This is a genomic window from Leptospira selangorensis (assembly GCF_004769405.1).
Taxonomy (GTDB): domain Bacteria; phylum Spirochaetota; class Leptospiria; order Leptospirales; family Leptospiraceae; genus Leptospira_B; species Leptospira_B selangorensis.
Window position 1 is genome coordinate 807,298 of sequence record NZ_RQES01000005.1, and the last position, 19,575, is coordinate 826,872.

Sequence of the window (19,575 nt, forward strand, 5' to 3'; positions counted from 1 at the left end):
ATATCGCTGAAAAGATGGCGATTTGATCAACGCCCTTTGAATACAGGTTTTCTTTTTTCTTCTATAGATTTAATCGTTTCTCTGAAATCCTGGGAAAGGAAGTTAAGAGCCTGAGATTCTGCTTCTTTGCGCAAAGCGGCATTCAGTTTTTCACGATCGTAAATATTTTTCTTTAATTCGCTAAGTGCCATAGGCGCACTTTCACTTAGAGAAATCGCAATTTCAGTCGCTCTTTGAAGAACTTCCGCTTTCGGAACTGAATCATAACAAATTCCTAAAGAAAGAGCTTCTTTACCGCTTACGGTTTCGGCTAAGAATAAAAGACGGTTTGCAGTTTCCATACCGAACAATTCTTTTGCAAGATAGCTGGATCCCATTCCTGGATGAATTCCTAATTTTACAAAATTGAATTGGTATTTTCCTTCATCTGCAAAAACTCTAAGATCGCAAGCAAGAGTGATAGAAAGGCCGGCACCGATTGCATGACCGTTTGCCGCACAGATCACAGGAACATTCAGATCTCTAACGCTTAAGAATAGATTATAAAATTCGAACATTTCTTTTTTGTTTTGTTCGAAAGATTTCTCAGCGAAAGATTTTAGTAATTCGAAATTACCACCGGCAGAGAAAATATCGTTCTTACCGGTGATGACGACGGCTCTAGGTGGATTTTTTTTAAGTTTTTCTATATGAGCCTGGAATTCCAGACCCATGGCAACAGTCATGGAATTCTTGGTTTCCGGATTATTCAGATAAAGAATTTCTATTCTAGATTCGGAAGAGAGTTCTACTGTTTCTGAATCAACTAATGCCATTAAACAGCTTCCTGCTTTAATTCAAAACTTTCATACCAAACTCTATCGGATATAGAAAGAGGTTTTTCTCCGATACCCATTTGGTCATAATAATCTAAAAGAATTTCTAAATGAACATTCTCTTCATCTTCTAAAGTCCAAAAACTGCTATCAATGGACTTAGAAACAAGAGCTTGGCCTCTAACAGAGTCCACAAAATAATCAGGTTTATCCGAAAAGATCAGATGAGCAGAGATTAGATCGAAACGAATAGTATCCACGATCTTAGAAAATTCAGAGTCAGCTTTATCAAAATAACGGGAAGCGATCTCAGTTTGGAAATAATCACCCCAAGTAAGAATGTCCGGCTCCACTCCAGTGCGTTCCTTGATCTCTTGGAGTTTTTCTTCTTCCAAAAACGGCTTGGAAGCGAATTTATCTACAAGTTCTCTAAGTGAAATCAAGTTAAGGATCTTATTCGCGGAAAGTTGTCCACGGCGCATCATATCGAAAAGTTCTGGATTCAGTTCGGACTTGTTCTCTGCCATGGTTTATTTTTCGGCAGAAGCATAAAAATCCCCCGAACAATTTCCTTCCGGAAAATACTCGTATATGTCTCATTTTAGAAAAAAAGGAGAATGTTCTAATTTCTGAAAGGTGGCACTGGATTCCTAAAGTCCCGAAGTCGAAAATAAAGATACGGGAGAATTTTACCCGGACCGCCATGGCTGTAGGACGATCGGATACACTCCAAGAATTGATTACGATTTTAGAAACGATGTTTGGGGAAACAATCATCGGCTCTGATATCAATCTAGTTAAACACCTATTCTATAGTTTGAAAGCGGATCAAAGAGAATTCCCGTTCGATTACGAAGGAGAGAAACTTACCTCGGTTGTCGAGGAAGTCAGCGAAGACACTCTTGTTCTATACGTTCCTTATCTACAACCAAAAGGAATACTAAGAGCAAAAATCAGTTTCGAAATCTTGAATATACTTTATCAATTCGAAGTGGTACTCCTGGATTTTTGGGAAGACCACGTAAGGGTCAAGATCCCTTCTGAACTACAAGCTGCCGCATTCCGTAAAAACCTAAGGGTCGCGGTAGACGATCTTTTCATGAATTATGTGATTCTTTATCGTTCCTTGAGCGGAGGAGAAAGAGAATTAGGAAAAAATCTAAGCGTAGAACAAAGATTTTTCCATCTCATGAAGGAGATCAAAAAAGATAATCCCAGCCTTAAGTTGATTAACCTAATGGTTACCGAATATATTTTGGGGATTTCCAGAGACTATGAGATCGTTTTTTTTGGGCCGGGAAAAGACGGAGGATTTTTCGGAGACTTTATTAAAAAGTATAACCGTCCCGTCTATGTTCCAGATTGTTCTTTGATTAAAAGTTATATAGGAGAGGAGAAAGATCCTTATTTAGATAATTTCCGAGATGAATATATACACTTGATCCAAACTAGAGGACAGGCAAAGGCAGATGAGTTTTTCAGAGAACTCCAAAAGGAAGAAGTTCGTAACTTTTTAATCTCTTATATAGTCACTCCAATTCGATTGTTCAACGACCCAATCGGTTATGTAAAAGTATTCTCCACAGCGATGGATAAATTCTCTATCGTGCAGCAACAAGCATTGTATATAGAAGAATTAGGAGATATTCTAACTTACGCATTGACTAAAGTGTATATCCGTCAGGAAAACTTTAGAAATGAAAAAGCTGTAACTAGAATTTTAGATATCAGTATGAATGGACTCCTATTCGAAATAGAAGATGAGAGGACTTTCAATTATTTAAAGCAGCACAATATTATTAAAATGTTTATTCCTATTTCGGAAAGGAATTTAGTCCTAAGAGGAGAAGTGGTTCGATTCCTGGAGATCGGAACCGGCAAATACCAATTAGGTGTGAATTTTTTTGATGCGAATCCGGATGATATGGTCTTCTTGCAACATTATATTTTTAGCAAGAAGATGCGGATACTATTCGAGTAGGGATTCTTTTCTTCGAATCGCAACCGCATTTTTAATGAATGCAAACTCATTCAGATATAGTTGAGAATGGCATTTACTACAGCGAATCACATCTGGTATAGTAGAGATCTCTTTATCTAAGATATGGTTTTCACACGTGGGAGTTGTGCAGGTTTTGGGAGGAACTCCAAGGAACAAATTTTAAAAAAATGTTCATTTTTTCAAAAAGTTATCAGATGAATATTTCCCCGTTGGAAATATGTTGCCCTTTATAATTAGTAATTATTTTTTTCTTTTCCTATAAATAAAAAAGTCAGCCAACGATCCTTTCCAATGATTTCCATGATATGGATATCGATTTGGAATATGTTCTTCCAAATTCCATTCCGGAATATGCTCCTCGATCCACTTGCTAAACTTTCGATGTCGAACATGAAATTCCCGTGGGAGGTCCACATTGCTGGAATAGATAATTACGTACTTATCAGAAGCGTTAAATATATTTCGAATGTATTGTTCAAATACCTCATCTTCGACCAGATGATAAATTACGTCCAGAGAAAGCACCAACTCAGCTTTTTCGTTAGAATAATCGTTCAATACTTTAAAGTTTTTATTTTTATCATTTTTAAATAGTTCGCGACAGATTGATATCGCCGAAGGGCTTATATCAAACCCAATGTATTTCGGGTATTGAGCAAGTTTTAATTGATTCCCGTCGCCACATCCAAACTCGATTATTGTTTGCACTTTATTCTCTTGAACAAAAGCGTTAATGATTTCAGCTTTAAACTCTGCTAAAAAATTATAAGATCCAGCACCAGAACTGCCTCCCTCCTGATAGCGGGATTCCCAATAAGACGCTGATCCAGGAAATTTCCTAAATATAGATAATCGGAGATACAACCATTTAAGAAAATTTCCAATTACAGGCATATCTCCAATAATTTTCTTGTAGTATTCATAAGAAGCCATAAAAATCCTTTGAAGCATTACCAATGCAAAGCCGAATTTACTGATCAATCGCTTGTAGTAAAGCATATTACGAAGCGCAATTTCGTGCCTCTCGCCGAAGCAATACAGACTTATTTCCAAATTGCAGAATGCGCGAAATCACAGCTTTTCATATAAGCGCAGTGAGATGTCTACACTTAGAGCATCTAATCAGATCTGGTCGAGTGCTGATCTCTTTGTCTAAGATTCTACTTTTGCACTCAGGAGTTGGACAGTGCTTTGCGTAGAAGTCATTTAGTATCCACTTCTCATTCTGAACCTTCTAGTTTTCCGAGGACACCCATTTTTCCGTTTTCATAATCTTGGAAAGCTTCCGCAATTTCGGCTGACGTGTTCATTACAAACGGACCATATCCTAGAATGGGTTCATCGATTATTTCACCTCCCAAAAACATAAGTTCCGCATCTTGAGTGGCTTTAAGAGTAAATGTGTCATTCTCTCTTTCTAAAACCGCAATTTCCGCGTCTCCAATGGACTGTGCTTCGTTGACTGCGACAAGTCCATGAGCCACAAATACAACTGCTGTTTGACCGACGGGAACCTTGAACTCAACCAGTCGACCGGCCTTAAGATGAATATCCCACAAATTGATTGGGGTAAAAGTCGACGCTGGACCTTTTTTTCCATCGTAGTCGCCAGCGATCACTCTTAGATTTCCCGCTCCATTCGGAAGTTGAACAACCGGAATATCTTCTTTTTTGATTCCTTGGTATTTGGGTTTGGTCATTTTAAATTTTTTAGGTAAGTTGACCCAAATTTGAACACCATGCAATTCTCCGCCTTTTTCGGAGAATTCCTTTCCATGAAACTCCTCGTGAACCAGTCCGGAGCCGGCAGTCATCCACTGAACATCGCCGGCCCTAATGACCCCACCACCGCCGGAAGAATCTCTATGCTCTAATTCGCCTGAATAGATGATCGAAACTGTTTCGAAACCTCTGTGAGGATGTTCACCAACACCGAGGCGATGATTCGATTTTGATGGAGCAAATTCGACAGGGCCTAAATAATCCATTAATAAAAATGGAGAAATATCTTTGGCGATATCCCTATAGCTGAAAATGGATCTTGCTGGAAAGCCGTCTCCGACCCAATGAGGAGTATCGGCTCGTTGAGTGAATAATATTTCTTTCATAAATATTGGACTACGAAACTGCGGAGAGAAGAAAGTAAAAACTTTAGATACGTTTCTCGCTATTGAGATTTTTAGCGGCTATAAAGTGACTAAGTTTTTAGACGCTCTAGTCACTGAAGCTTCAAAAATAGAATATTTAATTTTTGATTCTGCAACAGGGAAATTTGTTTATGCAGCTTTTTGAATAATCTTTTTACTTTGGACCATATTCTAATAAAAGGATGATTCTACGTTTGTTACAATAATGTAATATCGAATAACGCTAATTTTTTTCTTTTTCTTTGAAATCCATTGACTCAGTTTTGCAGTATTTTTCCTATACATATTGTAAAAAGACTCAGGAATCTATGGGTCTGTATTGTTTTAGAGAAAAATATGAAAGAAAAATTTAGAAAAGTCACTGTTTTAGTCTTCCTGCCCTTATTCATATTAATTACTTTTAGTGGTTTTTCCATTAAGTCGTTTTTCTTAAATCTTACAGGTTCTTTGGTTCCACAGCCATTACCTAAACTTTCTGCAAGCGCTAACGGAACATTAACATCCAATGTGGAAATTTCAATTCCACCAGGAACAAAAGGAATCGTTCCGAGTTTATCACTTTCATATGCTTCCGGAGGAAAGAACGGAATTTTGGGAATGGGCTGGGATCTTTCCGGAATTTATTCAATCTCAAGAGATCCCAGCTTCGGAATTAATTTTGATGCAAACGATAAATTTCTATCAGACCTAGTAGGACCTCTGATAGATGTTTCCGGCAATAAGACTAGATATCAAAGCCGTAAGGAGTCTTTTGTTCGTTTTGTTCCAAGTGGAGTTTGTGGAGGAGGTCCATGCTCTTGGACAGGAACTGACAAAGATGGAATTGTTTATAGCTATGGAAAAACAAATGATTCAAGGATAGAGGCTCTGGGAAAAAATGGAGCGATCAGAACCTGGGCTTTAAATCAGGTTAGAGATCCTTTTGGAAATGGATACGATATAGCTTATATAGAAGATACCGTTACTGGCGAATATTATCCTAATGAAATCAAATACCAGAATCGCAGTATAAAATTCGAATATTCAGATTCACGCACGGATACATCTCCTTCTTATGTTTTCGGATCTTTTGTAAAGACGACAAAAAAGTTGGAAGAAATCGAGATTTATGCAGATGGAAGCTTGCTACGGAATTATGAATTTGAATATTCAAGTGGAGCTTCAACCGGAAGGCAGATTCTTACTTCGCTTAAAAGGAGCGAATCAAATATTTTTGGGTCAGAAAGTTATGATGATCTAGAATTTAATTATGGAAGCGATGGATTTTTAGTTCAACCAGTAGTTGACACGAATCTAAATACACCTACTTCGACAATTAATCTATTCGTCCCGAGTGCATTACTAATGTATGCGAATTTTTATTTCGGAAACCCATTGCCTACTCAGCCGACAGCAACGGAGAAAAGATTAGCTACTTATCTTCAATATTCAATGAAATATCCAGTACCGGATCGGGATGCTTGCAATAACGGGTTTTCTGCCTGTCTTTGTGCAGCTTATGCACCTTGCTGGGGAGGTAATGCGAACTTTTTTGCAATACTAGCTAGCCTCTGTTTGGATTTTAATAATTGGGGTGGTCCGAATTATTGCGCCTCAGGTATAACATCAGGTCTTACCAATTGGACCCCTATGGATTTGGATGGGAACGGCATTTTAGATTTCGTGAGCATAGTAGGTTCTGAGAGTTCGAATAGTATTCAGTTGAGAGCTTGGAAGGTTCAGAATGGGGCTGTAGATCCGAATGGAAGTTTTTTAAGTCCCATACTTCCACTTCATTATAATACCTTTTTTCAAACAACGGATTTGGATGGAGATGGAAGAACTGATTTTGCATATGAAAGTGGGGGCAAGTTAAGCGTTATCTACTCCCAATCGAATAGTTTCAGTAATCCAGTTAGCTTTTCGAATGTGTCAATACCCGCAGCAAGTCAGAACATGCAGGCTTTTCTGCCGTATTCCTATTATTATGAAAATTCGAGTTTAAATCCGAAACGAATGATTCCAGACAAGGCTCAGGTTGATTGGTTTGCGGACATGAACTCAGACAATCTTGCGGATTTCATTCATTACGATGGAACAAAATTTAATATCTACCTGAATCAGAAAGGAAGTTTTTCAAACGCGATTCAAATTACAGGTACTTCTAATTACTTTATAAATGAGTTCATAGACTTAGACTCGGACGGAAAAGCAGAACATGTACGCTTAGTTCAGTATAGCCAAAATCCTCAATACACTACCGTAAGTAATCAACTTCAAGCTGCAACCGAGCAAGCTGAAACGATCACTAACGAGTTTCATACAAAAGAAGATATTTTGAATACCATTTTGGCATCCGGAGCAAATAACGTATCTAATTCCGATTTTTCTTCTCTGATCGATTATTATTTGAAAGGTTGCAGCTATTATATTGCAAATTCCGGTTCGGGAGGAGTAATTGTTTCTGTTCCGAATAGTTCTGGGGTGAATGTCAATTGTAAACAAACTGATCCAAATTATATAGATATCACTCAATTACAAGCGGCGAAGACAGGCACTCCAATCCCTTCTACAAATACCTTATTAAACGACCTGCAATTGGTATTCGCGAATACGATTGGTCCTGTAAATACTACAATAGTTAGTCTACAGAATCAATTAAACACTTTGAATGCGAGTACAAACGGAACTATTCGGTTTAGATTGGACGTTACATCTTTTAATCTTACTTCTCAAACATCTACAGTAATGCAATATGATTTAGGTACTAGTGCCGATCGTTTAAGAAGCTTTTTCGGCGATGTAAACGGTGATGGTCTGCCAGACTTTATTACTATGGTAGGTAACCAGATCAAAGTATCTTTAAACACAAATCATGGTTTTGCGGCCCAGGTCACAAGTACCTTAAATGCAACAAGTGTTTCCAAAACCAGTCAGTTCAACTTTTCGGATGTAAACTCGGATGGATTAGAAGATTTAATTCTATATAATACTGAAAATAAGAATGTAGAAAGTTATCTCTCGAACGGTGCAGGGTCTTTAACTTATAGTGCCAATTTTGGATTTGGACAATTCGATCTGACAGAGCAGACAACAGGAGGCGTTTATAAAGCAGACCAGGGCCAATTTATCATCCAAGATGTTAATGGCGATGGATCGAAAGACGTGTTGTTAATTAAGCTTTGGATGGATAAAACTCAAGGGCATGTATTCGTAAGAAATACAAACCCAAAAGTTTCTGGCGAGGATGATTTACTCTCTGTGACGAATAGAGTTCAAACGACGACCGTAGGATATACTACAAAACAGCTACACCCTGGAGCAATTCAACCGGGAAGTGGGAACTATCCAAATATTCCGGACACTAGCAATTCTCATTTGGTAACAAGTATCACAACTGATTTAGGTTCCGGAGTTTCTATTGGGGAAAGTTTTGAATATAAAAATTCCAGGTTTTATTTAGGTATTCGAGAAGTAATAAGAAGTCTTGGGTTCGCTAGCTTTAAAGAAAAGGATAATGGAACAGGATTTTACAAGTTTACTGAATTTAATCAGGCGGATTATAGGTTAGCAGGAGTGCCAACTTCTTTCAGTAATTATAATGCTTCCGGAAATCTTATGCAGCAAACTATTTCGAGCGGGTTTCAATTTCCAAACCCGTTTGGAACAGAAATTTCCTTCGCAACAAATATTTCCAAAAGTTCTTATCATAATGGAGCTCTTGAACTATCGACGAACACAAGCTATATTTTAGATCAATATGGGTTTCCTACGAATCAAACAGAAGTCGCCGGTTCTCATATAATTTCCGCAAATTTAGAATTTAGTCACGATTTGAATTCTTGGCGATTCGGAAGAGCGACCAGGAATAAGAAATTTACGGATGGTGTTCTAGTACAGGATCAAAAGGTAGTTTATACAGGAGATACAATACAAAGTGTAACTAAATTTTTGGGAACTTCCGCAGAACAAATTACAAATTATACGTATGATACATTTGGAAATCCGATAACGATTGCGGATGCTTCTGGCGCGACCTCAAACATAGCATATGATACGATTATACACTCTTTTCCAGTTACAAAGACGAATGCCTTAGGTCACCAGGAGACTACAAATTATGATTTTAATTCTGGGTTAGAAATTTCCAAAATCGATCAGAACGGTGGAGTGACTTCTAAAGCTTACGATACTTTTGGGCGATTGATTTCGATAACTTATCCAGGAAACTCAAGCTGGAATGAATCTTACGAATATGTGAATACAGGTAAATTCGATTTAGCAAACCTTTCGAATACGCAATCGGTTTCAAAAACGATCCGAGACACAACAAGTGGCATAGAAACTAAGGTAATGGAATATTCCGATCCATTAGGAAATGTGCTTAGAACTGTTTCGGATACTGCCGTCTCCGGAATTACATTGATAACGGATTCTTTATATAATTACCAAACAGGTTTAATTTTTAAAAAGTCAAATACGTATTTCAGTAATACTTCGCCATTTTGGACGGAGTATAAATACGAAGATCAAGACTACCGTTCCACTGGGACCTTATCTACAGATTCAAAGGGAGTTACTACAACAACGATCACATACTCAGGATTGGTTACGAATACGTCCGTTTCTGCTCCGGATAACATAGTGAAAACATTTAGCGAGACTAAGAATGAACTCGGACAGGTGATTTCCAAAACGGATAATGGGAAGACAGTTTTGACAAACTATTCCCCGAATGGACAGCCTTCTCAGATCACTGACCCGGCTGGACTCATCACAAATTTCGTATATGATTTAGCTGGAAGAAGAGCCAGTGTCGCCGACCCAAGCTCCGGAACGATCAGCTATACATATGACACTTTAGGTAGGGTTTCTAGCCAAACAGATGCGAGAAATAAAACGATTACATTCTCCTATGATTCAATCGGCAGGATTACTTCTACTCAAACAAACGGAGTAGAAGCACCTATCGGAAACGAATACGATAGTGGTACTTTAGGAAAGGGAAGGGTCACAAAAATAACGGATAGCTCCGGAATTACTGAAATTTCCTATAATATTCAAGGAAAACCAGTCCGTCAAACAAAGACAATCGATGGATATCTACTTATTACGGAAATGGAATATGATTCCTTAGGAAGAATGACTTCCGTTACATATCCGGATGGTTCTGTAGTTCATCAAAGTTATTCTCTAAATGGAAATCTGGAGAATGTAACATTAGATAGCTCAGATGGGCCGAGTGGTATACACGTCGCTGGATATGAAGGCCCAATCTTTGTAGATGGAAATCCGGTATTCCGAAGAACGACAGGCAATGGAGTAGTAACTGATCTAAAATTAGATCCTTCTAATTTCCAAACGGTATCTTTATCTGCAAAAAAAGACGATGGAAGTATTCTGCAATCAATCTCTTACCAATACGATGGTTCAGGGAATATCGCCCAACAAACAGACAATCAGAATACGAGTCGAAATCAAACATACACATACGATTTGCATAACCGAGTTCTTACCGCTCAAGGAAGTTACGGGACTCAAAATTATAGTTATAGCACAGGTGGAAATCTCACTCAAAAAGGAGATGTAAACTTTACATATGGAGATTCCAGTCATCCGCACTCAGTGACAACTGCTGCAACCGTGCAAAACGCATCTAGCTATACGTACGACAATTCTGGAAATATGATCTCTCGTAACGGAGATATATTGATTTACGATTCATTCGGAAAACTCAAAGAATATAATTCAGCAAACGGAACAAATCTTAAATATACATATGATTATTCCGGAAATCGAGTTAAAACGGAAAATCTAACGACTGCTGTAACAAATTATAATATTGGCGATTATTACGAGATCGAGAAGCCTACAAGCGGAGATGAAAAGCATACAGCCTATATCAAAGGATTGGGCGGAGAAATCTTAACTCAGATTACTCGCTCGAATGTAATATTGATAACTCGAGATGAAAGTTCGACTTTAGCTTCTGCATCGTCTGGAAGCTGGTTCGATCAAACTGAGCTTTGCTCCGGAGTCGCTATTGATTGCGGTAAGTTTTGGCAGAATAGGTTATCTTATCCGATCCAAAAATTCTTTGCTTATTCGGCATACTTCCAAAGTGGAATTCCTACCATTGCATTTAGGTTAGGATATATTTTGTTTATCGTAGGATTGCTTTACTTAGCATATCCGTTCTTACTTAAAGGAAACGAAATATTAAAAGAAAGAAGAATAGCTGGGTTATCTACTCCGATACTACTCATTTCGGTTTTCGGGATTAGCTTGCTCCAAGATTGTAACGGATTATTGAACGGAAATCAAGCTCCTTGGTTTACTTTAAAAACGAATATAGAAGAAGCGTCTTCTTTTAAAGTAAAAGCTAATAACTCAGGATCGCCAATGGTCGGAGCCTATTTTTATCAAAAAGACCATTTAGGTTCGACGACAATGCTTACTGACGGTTATGGAAACCAAGTTGCAGGGCCTGGGCAGAGTGGAGTGAGTAATGTGAGTTATCTTCCTTATGGTGAGATCAATCTTTCTGAAACAACTGGTCCAGATATCTTCCATTATAAATTCACAGGCCAGATATTGGATTCAGATACAGGTTTATATTACTATAAATCGAGATACTATGATCCTTATTTAGGTAGATTCATCCAAGCAGATGATCGTGCAGACAAAGGAATCAATGGTCTCAATCGTTACATGTATGTCGGCGGAAATCCAATTAACAGGATTGACCCTGATGGTCATAGTTGGTTGAGTAATGCTTTGAAGATTAAGTCGGGGAGTTTCTTGCAGCGGGCGCTTTTTGTGAATTCGCGAAGAGTTGCTTCATTTCAAAGAGGTTTAGGTAACGCAGCTCAATTTGTGGGGGCAATGTCAATTACGCCAGTCGGGTGGATATCTGCTGGTTTGGCTTATGGATTAGCTACGAATGGGAAACAGTTTTTGAATAATCCTGTAGCATTTTCTTACGGCTATGGTTTCGCAGGATTGGATTACGGATTAAGTTCTGTAGCAAATCCATTTGCTGGTGCTCCCATGCCAACTATAGACAGGGTGCCAGGAGGAGCTATCATTAGGAATTCATTCTATGCAAATAATATAATGAGTAAGAAATACTATGCTCAAACTCATGGTTACACAGTGTCTTTTCGGACAGGAGAAGATACCTATGCTCATATATTACATGAGAGACGGCATATTATTCAAAATAGAACCAGGGAAGGATTTTATAATGGATACGGCGGAGGGATTTTTAGATATTTTGGTGGCGGGAAAGAAATAGAGGCCGATTTGTCAGCAGGGTATTTTGGATATCCGCAAACTGGTGCTTTTATTTTATTCCTATATTACAATAAGTATATATCAGATGATCTTTACAGAGATATTAGATTATGGGCATTGTTGAATAATTGACAGAGGTATTAAATGATACGGAAGACCTTGATCTTAATTATAATTTCGCTTTTTGCGAAATGTGATTCCAATACCGGAAGAGAAATGAATTGCGGAGAACAAATCATTTTATTGGCTGCTGAAAAGGAAAATGGAATTTGGACAAACGAAGAATATAATAATGTCTTAAACTTAACATTGCTAAGTTGCAATAAATAGAAAAATATTCGTTTAAAGAATATGAAATGTAGCTTTAAATATTAAGTAATATCAGACTAATCTGGGCTCCGGGGGTTCGCGAGCTAGATAATTCCCCGGCGAGGGGGTAGCGTAAGACGCGATAGCGTCTGAAGCGAGGGGGAGACTTCCCCCTTGTAACATTTCTCATTCAGATTAATATAATCCTTCACTTTAAATCCATTCAACTTAGGAGCGCCAATGGTCGGAGCCTATTTTTATCAAAGAGACCATTTAGGCTCCACAACTATGCTTACTGACGGTTATGGAAACCAAGTCACAGGGCCTGGGCAGAGTGGAGTGAGTAATGTGAGTTATCTTCCTTATGGAGAAATAAATCTCTCGGAAACGACCGGACCTGATATTTTTCATTATAAATTCACAGGCCAGATATTAGATTCAGATACGGGATTATATTATTATAAATCACGATATTATGATCCTTATTTAGGAAGATTCATCCAAGCAGATGATCGTGCAGACAAAGGGATTAATGGTCTCAATCGTTACATGTATGTCGGCGGAAATCCAATTAACAGGATTGATCCTGATGGTCATAGTTGGTTGAGTAATGCTTTGAAGATTAAGTCGGGGAGTTTCTTGCAAAGGGCGTTGTTTGTTAACAGCAAGAGGTGGGCTTCTGCAGGCAATGCTCTATATAATATAGGAAGTGTAGTCGGAGGAGTTGCATTGCTGGTTGGAATGGTTGGTTTCGCTCCGATATTCTTGCAAGCTGGCGTTATAGCAAACCCAAGAGCATTCAAGCATAACTTTGGTAGAGCCACTTACGATTATTTCCGATCAATGGCAGATTTTGGAGTAAGTTCAATAATGAACCCACTCATTGGCGATCCGAGGCCGAGATATTCAATTGATAGGGGTGGGTTCATTGTTTATAATTCGTATGAAGAAAATCATGGATTATTTTCAAAAGAAAGAAAAACAGCTCAAGCAACTACGCGTGGATCTTATGTAGCAGCTAGAACAGGAATTTCGAATCGTACAATGCAGCACGAGTTAGTTCATATTGACCAATGGTATTCAAATTCATTAGGTGCTTTAAAGGAGTTTGAGGCTGATTTGCGTTCAGGTACGAATGGTTATGGAACTTGGACATATCTTCTTAATAGGGGAGTGATAAGCGAAGATTCTTATTTCTTACTCACAGCTATTAATACAATTGAGCAGCTCGGAATTAGTTCTCCGACATTTAATTTCTTGAATGCGTTGAACGTTGCAGAAATACTAAAAATAAAAAATTGGTAAATTATGAGAAAATTATATCTATTCTTTCTACTGGTAATCTTTAATTTAAATTGTGGAGTTTTTACTCCAGGGGAAGATACTACTGGTTGTGCAGTCGCAGTTTTGAATAAATTCAATAGTACTGCAAGTCCAGGGTCTGATGCCGATCTGCTGAATACGATTCTTGTTTCGACGGCCTGTAAACCCGAATAGTTATTATTATCATTTTTCTATTATGATTTGTTAAGTCTTTAGGATGAAAAAACATTTTTCATTACTACTTTTAATGATGAATTGTGGTATGCTTGATAATATAAGTAAGGAAAAGTTAGATTGTTTGACTCAACAGTTAGCGTTGCTATCGGTTATATTACCAAGTAGTTCGTCGCAAGAGGATAAAGATCTATTTACTTCATTTGCGTATTTAAGCTGTTATGATGCTCCACACAATAATTAGCGGCCAGAAAATAGTAATAGCTTTATTTTTCGGACTAATTGCTATCTCATGTAGGGTCGATTCTGGCTCTGCGACAAAAGAACAACGTGTGAATGGGGCTTATCTATTTTACATAAAAATGAAAGAATTTGGAAACAGTGAAAGCGAGGCATCCAATTTATTAGCACTCGGTTTATTGAGCTGTTCAAGTCGGCAGTGAATTTGTTTAGCGACGGGATTGAAAAAGCTATCTATTAAAATTTTGATATTATATAGATAACATTGAAAATGATAAAAAATCCCTTTCCCATAATTTTATGTTCGATTCTGATTTCAATAAGCTGTCGCCAGGATAGCAGCTCGGATATGTCTTGTGCACAGCAGTTGCTCTTAGCAAATTTTGATTTGCAGAGGGGCGTTGTTACTCAAGATGAATATGATCAGAGAATTTCAATTATAGCTATCAATTGTGGTAAATGAATATTTTGACAACTCTCCACAGGATTTATTATTCGGGACAGGAATTTGAATTCAATAGGTTTTTATGAAACGAGATATTAGAATTCTAATTCTTGCTTTTTCAGTATTGTTATTTCGATGCTCTGGCGACTCGTCCCCTGCTGGATGCGAAGCCTGTTTGATTGCTCCATTGGAGCCGATTAATGCAAAAATTCAGATTCTTAATAGATCTGATTTAGGAAATGTTACTTTTTATATTCAAGATAGAATATTTCAAATTAATGCGAGCGATTTGACTTTGCAGTATGGAATTAATACGAAAAAGAAGGGTGGATATCAATTGGTCGCAGATGTCGGAGGTGAGCTTTTTAATTTCTCAAATTTCGATTTTAGCGGAACCATCAATGATGGTTCATTTATTACGACGCCTAGGATTATTGAAGAAGATAAGTGTAATCTTTTTGATGGTCCATCCGGAACTATTATCCCTGATGGATGTTTATAAATATTTATCTATCCTCAATACAGACCCTGGCGCGAGCCGGATAATTTTCCGGAAAGAGAGAAACATCCCATCATAATATATATATAAATTTTAATATACTATTTCTTTAAACTAAAAGAAGAAAAATAATGATTAGATTCTTATTAACAATATTGTCGCTAGCATTGTTATTTCACTGTGAGGGGGACAGGTTGACCGAAAAGGAATGTTTAGGAACTGCTGCTTTAATCTACTCTCTTGAAAAGGCTGAAAATAATTCAGAGGAAAATGCCCAAAATATTGCACTGTTAAGAGCAATTAGTTGTAAAAAATAGAATAAAGTTTTAGTTACTTAAAGAGTTTGAGGAAAAATTTGAACCGATTCAATATGCAGATATTTATACTGTTGAGCATATTCAATGATCCTTCAGTCAAATTCATCAGCATCAGATAAACGAAGATTTGAAAGTGGATTAATTTATGCCTGTTCTCCAAAAGAATAGAATTTTAGTAATAATTTCGTTCCTTGGATTAATTGCTATGTCATGTAAGTTTGATTCTGGTTCGGCAACAAAAGAGCAATGTATACAAGGAACTTACTTGTCTTATGTTACGATGAAAGAATTTGGAACCAGTGAAAGTGAAGCTTCCAACTTCTTGGCTCTTGGTCTTTTGAGCTGTTCAAGTCGAGACTAAGGTTGCTTGGTGTAGTTATATTTCTATTAAAATGATCGTAATGAGCATTTATTGATTCATTTATCAATTGTTATTCTCTTTCATCAGACTTGTATTGCGGAAGACAAGTCTCTATGCCAAAAAGGTGTCTTAGATGAGCTGACATTTTTGATTGCAGGAATTCAAAGCGATTCATCAATTTCCTCCGCTAATAAAGAGGATATTTACAATATGCTATTGACAACTTCTGCATTGAAGCATTCTCAATGTGTAAAATGACCCATTGAGAAAATACAATGTCCTTCCTATGTGCAGTTGAAATATGTTAGGCTAATCTGGGCTCCGGCGAGATAGATAATAGATTAAGATGCGGGATTATATAATGATTTGATAAACTAATTAAATTTTAATGCTCCAAGGGTGATATAGAAAATGATTAAAAATTCCTTTCTCATAATTTCTTTTTCGATTCTGGTTTTAATGGGTTGTCACCAAGATAGTAGCTCGGATATGCCTTGCGCACAACAGCTGCTTTTAGCAGATTTTGATTTGCAGCGGGGGGTTATTACTCAGGCTGAATATGATCAAAGAATTTCAATTATTGCCATCAATTGTGGTAAGTGAATATTTTGAAAGTTGATCCTGGGATAGATTCTGATTTGAAATCTCGGTATTTGGAGTCTCAATAAACAATTCTCTATTTTTTTTTAGGGGAAACGGTTATATCTCCGCAGATCCGATTAACAAATTAAATCTATGTACATCCTCGGGCTTTAATTGAGAAATAAATTTATGAATAAATTCTTTATTTGCAGTTTTTTAATTTTTGTTCTCTTGAATTTGAGTAAATGCAACGCATCGAGTGGTTACGAACCAAATTGCACTGAACAATTTATGCGCCTTTGCGTTTATGTGGAAACTGGAAATATGACAGAGCAAGATTTTAACAATTTACTTCCTCTAATATTGTTAGGTTGCAATAAATAGAAGAATGTTCATTTAAAGAATACGATATAAAAGGTAACTAACTCAAAGCATTAAGTAATATCAGACTAATCTGGGCTCCGGGGGTTCGCGAGCTAGATAATTCCCCTTATAACATTTCTCATTTTAACCAATATAATCCTTTTCTCCCAAAACTAAAAATTTCCTGAATTTAGAGATAAATTTAGACTTAGAGCTAACTCTAGGTGAGTCAGATCTGTAGGATTCCAGAAAAATCCGGAGGATCAGAGTGAGCAAGTTTCTAAGTATTTCGGAAATTTCAGAAATCACAAATTTTAGTCCTTATACTCTTCGTTATTACGAGAAGGTCGGCATCCTGCGCAAGCCGGAACGGATGCACGGGAAAGACCGGAAATATTCAGAAAAAGAGATACGACATCTTAAGGGGATCAAGGCTTTAAAAGAGATGAATATGTCCTTGGACGATATCAAGGAATTCTTCTTGGAAGGATGTATTCTGGATAAGGTAGAAAGTGGAGAAAATTTCAAACCACCTTTAAATAAGAGGATCCGTATCCTGGAAACTCATCTGCAAAAACTAGAGCAAAAGAAGAAGGATCTAGAATCGATGATCCGACTCGCAAAATCGAAATTAAAAGAGTATGAAACTCTTTTGAAAAAGGAATAGGAGCTGAACATGTCATCTATTAGGCCATATCTTTATCTTGTATTCTTCGCCTTAATTACTGGGACTACATTTCATGTAGCTAAGGAGGCGCTTACCTTCTTCTCACCTAGTTTGGCTGGAGCTCTTCGTTTTGTGTTCGCAACCCTTTTCTTATTTTTATTCGTGCTCATTACTGACAGAAAGTTATTAAAAGTAAGCAGAAGGAATTTAATCGTATTCGTTTCACTCGGGATCATCGGAGTTTTCGGATTCAATTTTTTCTTCTTTATTGGAATGAAAAAAGCCTCTCCTATGAATGCGGCAATCGTGATTGCTGCTAGTCCTGCGATTGCGATCTTTCTCTCTTATTTTCTTTTAAAAACAAAAATCAAGTTCCAGCATTATCTTGGGACTTTGATCTCTTTTTTAGGCGTTATACTTGTCATTTCTGATGGCAGTATGACTGCTCTTCTAAATGCATTTCATGGAGAAGGGATACTACCTATCCTGATCGCAGCCTCTTGCTGGAGTTTTTACTCAGTAGGGATGAAGAAGTATATTCCGGGAGTTTCCACAATCCAAACAACCGCATTTACAGCGTTATTCGGAACCATTGCTTTATTGATCCTAACTTTGATCAATGGAGATTGGAATACTGAATTCACAGTCATTCCTAATTCAGCTTGGTTAGCGATCCTTTATATGGCCGGATTAAGTACCTTCTTAGGATATCTATGTTGGAATTACGGCATCCAAGCAGTAGGTCCTGATAAAGCGGTCATTTTTGGTAACTTGATCCCGGTAATTGCAATGTTAACTTCTTGGGTTTTAGGGGAAACTCCTAACGTATATGATCTTGGCGGTGCCTTGCTTGTAATCGTCGGTATCTTTATAGTAAACGCAAAGTTGCAATGGGCAAAGTTTGATCGAAAAGTAGAAGTTTCTAAATAAGATTAGTTTACTATTACTAGCAAAAGAAATACGGTAGGGAACCAATTTGTCCCGAAGACAGGTCGAACGATCTTGATACGTTAGCGACTTTCGAAGGGGCAAAAAGATGAAAAGGTTTATTTTCCTAATCTCGTTCACTCTTGGATTTCCTGAATTATTAATGGCCGAAATGGTCCCTCGAAATGATTTTTCAACGTATGCAGAAGAAACAAATTCTAAAGTAGGATTCTCTAAAGATTATTTTTCCTTTTCATTCTTTTATGGAGGATCGCTTGGACCTCCGAGCGGTTCATTCATAGATGCGGAAAAAGATTATGATCGTAATCTTTTAAACCGAATACAAAGCGGAGAAATAAAAAGGAATATAGTAGGAATGCCTGCAATTTCCACTTATGATCGCCCAATTTATCAAAGTAATGGTTTATTTGGCATAGAGCTGGAGTCTGGATGGACGGATTATCTTGGCTATGGATTCACTTTTCAGGGGCAATCCGTTCATGCAGTTAGACAAAGAGTTCAAAAACAAATCCATTTTGCGTTGAATGAAGATGTAACAACTTTGCCGAAAGATGTTCAGGTGTATTCTGATGTATCGGCACTAACATTTCTTTCCGTCCACCCTTTGCCAAAGAACAAATTTGATCCTTACATGAAACTAAAAGCGGGGATGAGTTTCCCCGTAAGTGATAATGTGCATGCAAGTTCTCGTGATGATTATTTTGCTCGGAATTCTTCGATGACAAATGGGCGAGGTTTTTCATGGGGTCTTGGGATCGGAGCGAATTATCATCCCAGTCCCAAATATTTCTATATGGTGGAGTTTTATAAACAAAGCACTCGAATCTATTCCGATCAATTTACCGGGAGAATATTAAATACTTTTTATCTACAGTTTGGAGTAGGTATCAGGCTGGCATTGACTAACTAAGAGAGACCGATTTGTTTTACTTCATTGCAGCTGCATTGTCACATCGGTAGGTGCAATCCATTCCTAATATCATTAGCCACCATCATATCCCATTGGGGGTAAATAGAAGAACCCGTTAGACCCCCTAACGTTCCCTAAATGAGTAATTCGCTTAACGGACTCCCTCCTTAAGGGCTGCCTTTTACGAATCCTTAACAA

General features: G+C 37.5%; 12 protein-coding genes and 1 pseudogene. 9 read left to right on the plus strand and 4 right to left on the minus strand.

Annotated features, from left to right (window positions below; all coding sequences use genetic code 11):
- Positions 1 to 26: 26 nt before the first annotated feature.
- Both EHO58_RS05395 and EHO58_RS05400 read right to left on the minus strand, forming a co-directional pair.
- The gene (locus EHO58_RS05395) at positions 27 to 815 is read right to left on the minus strand and encodes an enoyl-CoA hydratase/isomerase family protein (RefSeq protein WP_135625677.1); all 789 of its coding nucleotides are present in this window, start codon (positions 813 to 815) and stop codon (positions 27 to 29) included.
- Positions 815 to 1,342: a hypothetical protein gene (locus EHO58_RS05400; protein ID WP_135625676.1), complete on the minus strand. Its 528-nt coding sequence runs from the start codon at positions 1,340 to 1,342 to the stop codon at positions 815 to 817. Before EHO58_RS05400 ends, EHO58_RS05395 begins: the two co-directional genes overlap by 1 nt.
- A gap of 176 nt (positions 1,343 to 1,518) precedes the next feature.
- Between EHO58_RS05400 and EHO58_RS05405 the strand changes: the two genes are divergently transcribed.
- Positions 1,519 to 2,796: a PilZ domain-containing protein gene (locus EHO58_RS05405; RefSeq protein WP_135625675.1), complete on the plus strand. Its 1,278-nt coding sequence runs from the start codon at positions 1,519 to 1,521 to the stop codon at positions 2,794 to 2,796.
- A 261-nt stretch (positions 2,797 to 3,057) separates the two neighbouring features.
- Here EHO58_RS05405 and EHO58_RS05415 read toward each other — a convergent pair whose 3' ends face one another.
- Entirely contained in the window at positions 3,058 to 3,750 is a 693-nt protein-coding gene (locus EHO58_RS05415) for a class I SAM-dependent methyltransferase (protein WP_208728697.1), read from the minus strand.
- 287 nt (positions 3,751 to 4,037) lie between these two features.
- Entirely contained in the window at positions 4,038 to 4,925 is an 888-nt protein-coding gene (locus tag EHO58_RS05425) for a pirin family protein (protein WP_135679061.1), read from the minus strand.
- Here EHO58_RS05425 and EHO58_RS05430 point away from each other — a divergent pair.
- The 8 genes and pseudogenes from EHO58_RS05430 (at position 4,906) to EHO58_RS05460 (ending at position 19,377) form a co-directional block, all read left to right on the plus strand.
- Positions 4,906 to 5,109: a hypothetical protein gene (locus EHO58_RS05430; protein WP_135679063.1), complete on the plus strand. Its 204-nt coding sequence runs from the start codon at positions 4,906 to 4,908 to the stop codon at positions 5,107 to 5,109. The two genes, EHO58_RS05425 and EHO58_RS05430, sit on opposite strands and share 20 nt — an antisense overlap.
- Before the next feature lie 191 nt (positions 5,110 to 5,300).
- Entirely contained in the window at positions 5,301 to 12,371 is a 7,071-nt protein-coding gene (locus tag EHO58_RS05435) for an RHS repeat-associated core domain-containing protein (RefSeq protein ID WP_244241065.1), read from the plus strand.
- 408 nt (positions 12,372 to 12,779) lie between these two features.
- Positions 12,780 to 13,853, plus strand: a pseudogene (locus EHO58_RS05440) (RHS repeat-associated core domain-containing protein); the annotation flags it as partial.
- 3 nt (positions 13,854 to 13,856) lie between these two features.
- Positions 13,857 to 14,045 (plus strand): hypothetical protein, encoded by a 189-nt coding sequence (locus tag EHO58_RS19640; RefSeq protein ID WP_208728699.1) that lies wholly within the window; start codon positions 13,857 to 13,859, stop codon positions 14,043 to 14,045.
- Between the two features lie 767 nt (positions 14,046 to 14,812).
- Positions 14,813 to 15,232 carry a hypothetical protein gene (locus tag EHO58_RS05445; protein WP_135679067.1) on the plus strand — a complete coding sequence of 140 codons (420 nt, stop codon included), beginning with the start codon at positions 14,813 to 14,815 and terminating at the stop codon, positions 15,230 to 15,232.
- A gap of 1,888 nt (positions 15,233 to 17,120) precedes the next feature.
- Complete coding sequence (locus tag EHO58_RS05450) at positions 17,121 to 17,519, plus strand: MerR family transcriptional regulator (protein WP_167483185.1); 399 nt, start codon at positions 17,121 to 17,123, stop codon at positions 17,517 to 17,519.
- A gap of 9 nt (positions 17,520 to 17,528) precedes the next feature.
- Positions 17,529 to 18,449 (plus strand): DMT family transporter, encoded by a 921-nt coding sequence (locus EHO58_RS05455; protein ID WP_135679069.1) that lies wholly within the window; start codon positions 17,529 to 17,531, stop codon positions 18,447 to 18,449.
- Positions 18,450 to 18,555: 106 nt separating this feature from the next.
- Positions 18,556 to 19,377: a hypothetical protein gene (locus EHO58_RS05460; RefSeq protein ID WP_135679071.1), complete on the plus strand. Its 822-nt coding sequence runs from the start codon at positions 18,556 to 18,558 to the stop codon at positions 19,375 to 19,377.
- Positions 19,378 to 19,575 lie beyond the last annotated feature (198 nt).

Coding starts and splice junctions, on each gene's coding strand:
- EHO58_RS05395 (WP_135625677.1), bottom strand. CDS start 815: ATGGCATTAGTTGATTCAGAAACAGTAGAACTCTCTTCCGAATCTAGA.
- EHO58_RS05400 (WP_135625676.1), bottom strand. CDS start 1,342: ATGGCAGAGAACAAGTCCGAACTGAATCCAGAACTTTTCGATATGATG.
- EHO58_RS05405 (WP_135625675.1), top strand. CDS start 1,519: ATGGCTGTAGGACGATCGGATACACTCCAAGAATTGATTACGATTTTA.
- EHO58_RS05415 (WP_208728697.1), bottom strand. CDS start 3,750: ATGGCTTCTTATGAATACTACAAGAAAATTATTGGAGATATGCCTGTA.
- EHO58_RS05425 (WP_135679061.1), bottom strand. CDS start 4,925: ATGAAAGAAATATTATTCACTCAACGAGCCGATACTCCTCATTGGGTC.
- EHO58_RS05435 (WP_244241065.1), top strand. CDS start 5,301: ATGAAAGAAAAATTTAGAAAAGTCACTGTTTTAGTCTTCCTGCCCTTA.
- EHO58_RS19640 (WP_208728699.1), top strand. CDS start 13,857: ATGAGAAAATTATATCTATTCTTTCTACTGGTAATCTTTAATTTAAAT.
- EHO58_RS05445 (WP_135679067.1), top strand. CDS start 14,813: ATGAAACGAGATATTAGAATTCTAATTCTTGCTTTTTCAGTATTGTTA.
- EHO58_RS05455 (WP_135679069.1), top strand. CDS start 17,529: ATGTCATCTATTAGGCCATATCTTTATCTTGTATTCTTCGCCTTAATT.
- EHO58_RS05460 (WP_135679071.1), top strand. CDS start 18,556: ATGAAAAGGTTTATTTTCCTAATCTCGTTCACTCTTGGATTTCCTGAA.